The organism is Comamonas sp. B-9 (assembly GCF_000410635.1).
Taxonomy (GTDB): domain Bacteria; phylum Pseudomonadota; class Gammaproteobacteria; order Burkholderiales; family Burkholderiaceae_C; genus Comamonas.
Map to the genome: position 1 here is coordinate 6,954 of NZ_KE148555.1, position 5,320 is coordinate 12,273.

The 5,320-nt window shown below is 65.9% G+C and carries 6 protein-coding genes; all 6 read left to right on the forward strand.

Annotated elements, in window-relative coordinates:
• A partial coding sequence (locus H928_RS33190; protein ID WP_239644931.1) for a molybdopterin dinucleotide binding domain-containing protein occupies positions 1–298 on the forward strand: 298 nt, incomplete at its 5' end.
• 9 nt (positions 299–307) lie between these two features.
• The gene (gene fdxH / locus H928_RS0110420) at positions 308–1,249 is read left to right on the forward strand and encodes a formate dehydrogenase subunit beta (protein ID WP_021026451.1); all 942 of its coding nucleotides are present in this window, start codon (positions 308–310) and stop codon (positions 1,247–1,249) included.
• Positions 1,246–1,908, forward strand: coding sequence for a formate dehydrogenase subunit gamma (locus H928_RS27105; protein ID WP_021026452.1), 663 nt, complete (start codon positions 1,246–1,248; stop codon positions 1,906–1,908). Before fdxH ends, H928_RS27105 begins: the two co-directional genes overlap by 4 nt.
• A 137-nt stretch (positions 1,909–2,045) precedes the next feature.
• Complete coding sequence (gene fdhE / locus H928_RS0110430; protein WP_021026453.1) at positions 2,046–3,011, forward strand: formate dehydrogenase accessory protein FdhE; 966 nt, start codon at positions 2,046–2,048, stop codon at positions 3,009–3,011.
• A gap of 109 nt (positions 3,012–3,120) precedes the next feature.
• Positions 3,121–4,548 (forward strand): L-seryl-tRNA(Sec) selenium transferase, encoded by a 1,428-nt coding sequence (selA, locus tag H928_RS0110435; RefSeq protein WP_021026454.1) that lies wholly within the window; start codon positions 3,121–3,123, stop codon positions 4,546–4,548.
• On the forward strand, positions 4,545–5,320 hold a 776-nt coding region (selB, locus tag H928_RS27110; RefSeq protein WP_043339584.1), incomplete at its 3' end, for a selenocysteine-specific translation elongation factor. The genes selA and selB, both read left to right, overlap by 4 nt.

The window sequence follows — 5,320 nt, forward strand, 5'->3', positions numbered from 1 at the left end:
GCAGTTCGTCGAGATCGGCGAGGCGCTGGCCAAGGAGATCGGCATTGCGACGGGCGCCATGGTGAAGGTCAGCTCCAAGCGGGGCTACATCAAGGCCGCTGCGGTGGTGACCAAGCGCATCAAGCCCATGCAGATCGAAGGCAAGACGGTGCACCACGTGGGTATCCCTATCCACTGGGGCTTCAAGGGCCTGACCAAGCCTGGCTTCCTCGCCAACACCCTCACCCCGTTTGTGGGTGATGGCAACAGCAATACGCCAGAGTTCAAGACCTTCCTCGTGAAGGTTGAGAAGATCTAAGGAGCAGCGATGTCATCTCTTCAATCATTGGATATCAAGCGCCGCTCCGCCACCACCACCCCATCGCCCAGCGTGCGCAGCCCGCACGGCGGCGAGGTGGCCAAGCTGATCGATGTCTCCAAGTGCATCGGCTGCAAGGCCTGCCAGACCGCCTGCATGGAGTGGAACGATCTGCGTGACGATGTGGGCACGGCAGCGGCCGGGGTCTACGACAACCCGACCGACCTGACGGCCAACTCCTGGACGGTGATGCGGTTTTCCGAATACGAAAACGAAGCCACCGGCAATCTGGAATGGCTGATCCGCAAGGACGGCTGCATGCACTGCGAAGACCCGGGCTGCCTCAAGGCCTGCCCCTCTCCCGGTGCCATCCTGCAGTACACCAACGGCATCGTCGATTTCCAGGAGGAAAACTGCGTGGGCTGCGGCTACTGCGTGACCGGCTGCCCGTTCAACATTCCGCGCATCTCCAAGAAGGACCACAAGGCCTACAAGTGCACGCTGTGCTCGGACCGCGTGGCCGTGGGCCAGGAACCCGCCTGCGTCAAGACCTGCCCGACCGGCGCGATCATGTTTGGCACCAAGACCGCCATGCAAGAGCGTGCCGAGGAGCGCATTGTCGACTTGAAGGAGCGCGGCTTTGACAAGGCTGGCCTCTATGATCCGCAAGGCGTGGGTGGCACCCACGTGATGTATGTGCTGCACCATAACGACAAGCCCTCGCTCTACCACGGTCTGCCCGATGATCCATCGATCAGCCCCATGGTGAGCCTGTGGAAGGGTGTGGCCAAGCCACTGGCGCTGGCAGCGCTGGGCGTGGCCGCTGTCGGCAGCTTCTTCCACTACATCACCAAGGGCCCGATCGAAGTGCCCGAGGAGCTGGAAGAGGAAGAAGCCGCCAAGGCGCGCGCGGACAAGGGCGCCGACCACCACGAGGAGTCTGGACGATGAAAAGCAAGACCCGTGATCTCCAACGCTACACCGCTGGCGAACGCGTCAACCACTGGGTGGTCGCGATCAGCTTTGTGCTGCTGGCCTTGTCGGGCCTGGCGTTCTTCCACCCCTCGTTCTTCTTCATGACGAACCTGTTCGGTGGCGGACCCTGGACCCGTATCCTGCATCCCTACATCGGTCTGGTGATGACCGTCGGCTTTGTGCTGATGTTCTTCCGCTTCTGGCAGCTCAACATCATTCGCAAGAACGATGTGGAGTGGCTCAAGAACGTGCCCGCGCTGGTCAACGGCGAGCACGAGAAGATGCCACCGGTGGACAAGTACAACGGTGGGCAGAAGGTGCTGTTCTGGATGCTGGTGCTGTGCATGGCGGGCCTGTTGGTGACCGGCGTTCTGATGTGGCGCGCCTGGTGGAACCTGCCAGTGAATGTGGTGCGCGCTGCGGCGCTGCTGCATGCGCTGTCGGCCTTTGGCCTGATCGGTCTGATCATCGCCCACATCTACGCGGCCATCTGGACCCAGGGCACGATCCGCGCAATGACGCGCGGCACGGTGACCCGCGCCTGGGCGCGCTTTCACCATCCGCTGTGGTACCGCCGCATGACGGGCGACACCACCGACCTGGACAAGCCCGCCAGCCACAAGCACGGCGCCTGATGCGCCTTGCAGGCCTGCCCGTCCCGCGGCCCTGTGCCGCAGCGGGCCAGGCTCTGCCCGCATCGCCCCCTGCCCTGCTCCCCAACGCCGATAGCCCCGCCAGGACTATCGGCGTTGATTTTTGAGAAAATCCCCGTATGCAACGCATTCTTCAACCCGGTGAGATCGAGTCGCTCGACCACACCAGTTTTCCACGCGTGCTGCTGCCCAACACCAGCAGTCTGTTTCTTGACCGAGCCCAGCGCATTCGCCAGCTGGCCGACGGCAACCCGATTGCGGACTACCTGCTGTTCATCGCCAAGCTGGTGGATGCCCAGCACAAAGCAGCCCAGGGCCTGCAGGTGGCTGCGCCCGATGCAGCGGCCATCGCCCAGGCCCAGCAGTACTCGTCGCCGCTCTTGCCCGCCGCCGACCACCTCGATCCCGTCTGGCACCAGGTGCTGGACGGCATGCTCGGCCAGCTGGCCAGTGCCGATGGCCTGCCCGAGGCCTTGCAGCCGCTGATTGGCGAGCTGCAGCGCTGCGGCACCGAGGACCGCAATGCGCTGGCCAAGCGCCTCCTGACCAAGGAGCTGGCCGCGCGCGATGTGGGCCTGGCGCCCTTTGTGATGGCTGCGCTGCAAGTGGTGTTTGCCACCCGCGCCAGCCAGCTGCGCCTGGCCGACATCCCCTTTACCGACCCGGCCACGATCTGCCCGGTCTGCGCCAGCGAGCCGGTTGCCGGCGTGGTGCGCATTGGCGGCAAGATGGCCGGCCACCGCTACCTGCACTGCGGCTGCTGCGCTACCGAATGGCATATGGTGCGCGTCAAATGCAGCCACTGCGAATCGACCAAGGGCGTGCGCTACCAGGGCCTGGAAGGCGGTAAGGATGTGGTGCTGGCAGAGACCTGTACCGAATGCGGCAGCTACCGCAAGCTGGTCAACCAGGAAAAGGACCCGCTGGCCGAGCCACTGGCCGATGACCTGGCCAGCCTGATGCTGGACCTCTTGATAAGCGAGCAGACCGCGTTCTCGCGCGCCAGCGGCAACCCGCTGCTGTTTGTGGCCGTGGCCGAGCCGCAAGCGGCCGATGCCGATGGCAGCGTGCCCGATCTGCACTGAGCGCTTGCCGAGCACCTGAACGTTTTGGCACCATGCCATACTGGACGATGGCGCTGCTGCCGCAGCCCATCGTTTTTTTATTTCAGTCCCTGTTTGAGCTGGTTTGCCCATGAACGCACCGACCCACCTGCCCTCTGTAGACAAGCTGCTGCAGCACCCGCGCACCGCTGCGCTGTTGGACAGCTATGGCAAGGCCCAGTGCACACAGGCCATCCGCACCGCGCTGGGCGAGGCCCGCAGCCGCTGGCTGGCAGCGGCGGGCAGCGACGCAGAAGATGCCGATGCCTTGCTGGACGCTGCCGAGCAAAAGCTCCAGCAGCTGTTTGCGCCGCGCCTCAAGGCCGTCTACAACCTGACCGGCACGGTGCTGCACACCAACCTGGGCCGCGCGCTGCTGCCGCAAGAGGCTATTGACGCCGTGGTGCAGGCGCTGGCGACCCCCAGCAATCTGGAATACGACCTGGCCGACGGCGGCCGGGGCGACCGCGATGACCTGGTCGAAGACCTGGTCTGCCGCCTGACCGGCGCCGAAGCGGCCACCATCGTCAACAACAATGCGGCTGCCGTGCTGCTGGTGCTGTCCACCTTGGCACGCGACAAGGAAGTGGTGGTCTCACGCGGCGAGCTGGTCGAGATTGGCGGCGCCTTCCGCATCCCCGATGTGATGACCCGCGCCGGCGCCCGCTTGGTCGAGGTGGGCACCACCAACCGCACCCATGAGAAGGACTACGAAGCCGCGCTGGGCGAGCACAGCGCTGCGCTGATGAAGGTGCACTGCAGCAACTACGCGATCAGCGGCTTTACCAAGTCGGTGGCCGAGGCCGATGTGGCGCGCATCGCCCATGCGCGGCAGCTGCCGCTGATCGTGGATCTGGGCAGCGGCACCCTGATCGATATGCGCGACTGGGGCCTGCCCTATGAGGTGACCGTGCGCGAGACCATCGAGGCCGGTGCCGATGTCGTGACCTTCAGCGGCGACAAGCTGCTGGGCGGCCCGCAGGCCGGCATCATCGTCGGCAGCAAGGCCTTGATCGCCCAGATCAAGAAGAACCCGCTCAAGCGCGCGCTGCGCGTGGGCAAGCTCACCCTGGCCGCGCTCGAGCCCACCTTGCGCCTCTATCTGCACCCCGAGAAACTGGCCGAGCGCCTGACCACCTTGCGCCTCTTCACCCGCCCGGCTGCCGCCATGGAGCAGCAGGCGATCGCGCTGCAGACGCCGCTGCAAACCTTGCTGGGCCCCGACTATTTGGTGGAGCATGCCGCGATGACCAGCCAGATCGGCAGCGGTGCATTGCCCGTCGAGAGCCTTCCCAGCCATGGCCTGGTCGTGCGCCCCCAAGAGCGCAAGCGCGCCGGGCGCCTGTTGCAGCAGCTCGAGGCCGCGCTGCGCCAGCTGCCGCGCCCGGTGATCGGCCGGCTGCGCGACGATGCGCTCTGGCTGGATCTGCGCTGCCTCGAAGCCGCTGACCAGGCCGCCTTTGCCGCCAACCTGCAGCAGCTGGCGCTGGGCAGCAGCGGCAAGGACGGCCAGGCATGATCATCGGCACTGCAGGCCATATCGACCATGGCAAGACCACCCTGGTGCGTGCCCTGACCGGCGTGGAGACCGACCGGCTGAAGGAAGAAAAGGCGCGCGGCATTTCAATCGAGCTGGGCTACGCCTACACCCCGCTGGCCAATGGCGATGTGCTGGGCATCATCGATGTGCCCGGCCATGAAAAATTTGTGCACACCATGGCCGCCGGGGCCGTGGGCATTGACCATGCCCTGCTGGTGGTGGCCGCCGATGACGGCGTGATGCCCCAGACGCTGGAGCATCTGGAAATCCTGCAGCTGCTGGGCATACGCCAGGGCACGGTGGCGCTCACCAAGGTCGACCGCGTGCCGCGCGCCCGCATCGATGAGGTGCGCGATGAGATCACCGCCATCCTGGCCCGCAGCAACCTGGCCGATGCGCCCATCTTTGAGACCGCAGCGGCGCTGCCCGATGACCCGGGCGTCTGGGCGCTGCGCCAGCACCTGCACCAGCAGGCCCAGGCCATGCCCCAGCGCGCCAACAGCGGGCTGTTCCGCCTGGCGGTGGACCGGGTCTTCAGCCTGCCCGGCCAGGGCACGGTGGTCACCGGCACCGTCTTCAATGGCCAGGTGGCCGTGGGCGACAGCCTCGTGCATTCGGCCAGCGGCGCGCCCGTACGCGTGCGCAGCATCCATGCGCAGAACCAGGCGAGCGAACACGGCCTGGCCGGCCAGCGCTGCGCACTGAACCTGGCGGGCATCGCCAAGGAGGCCATCACGCGCGGCGACTGGAT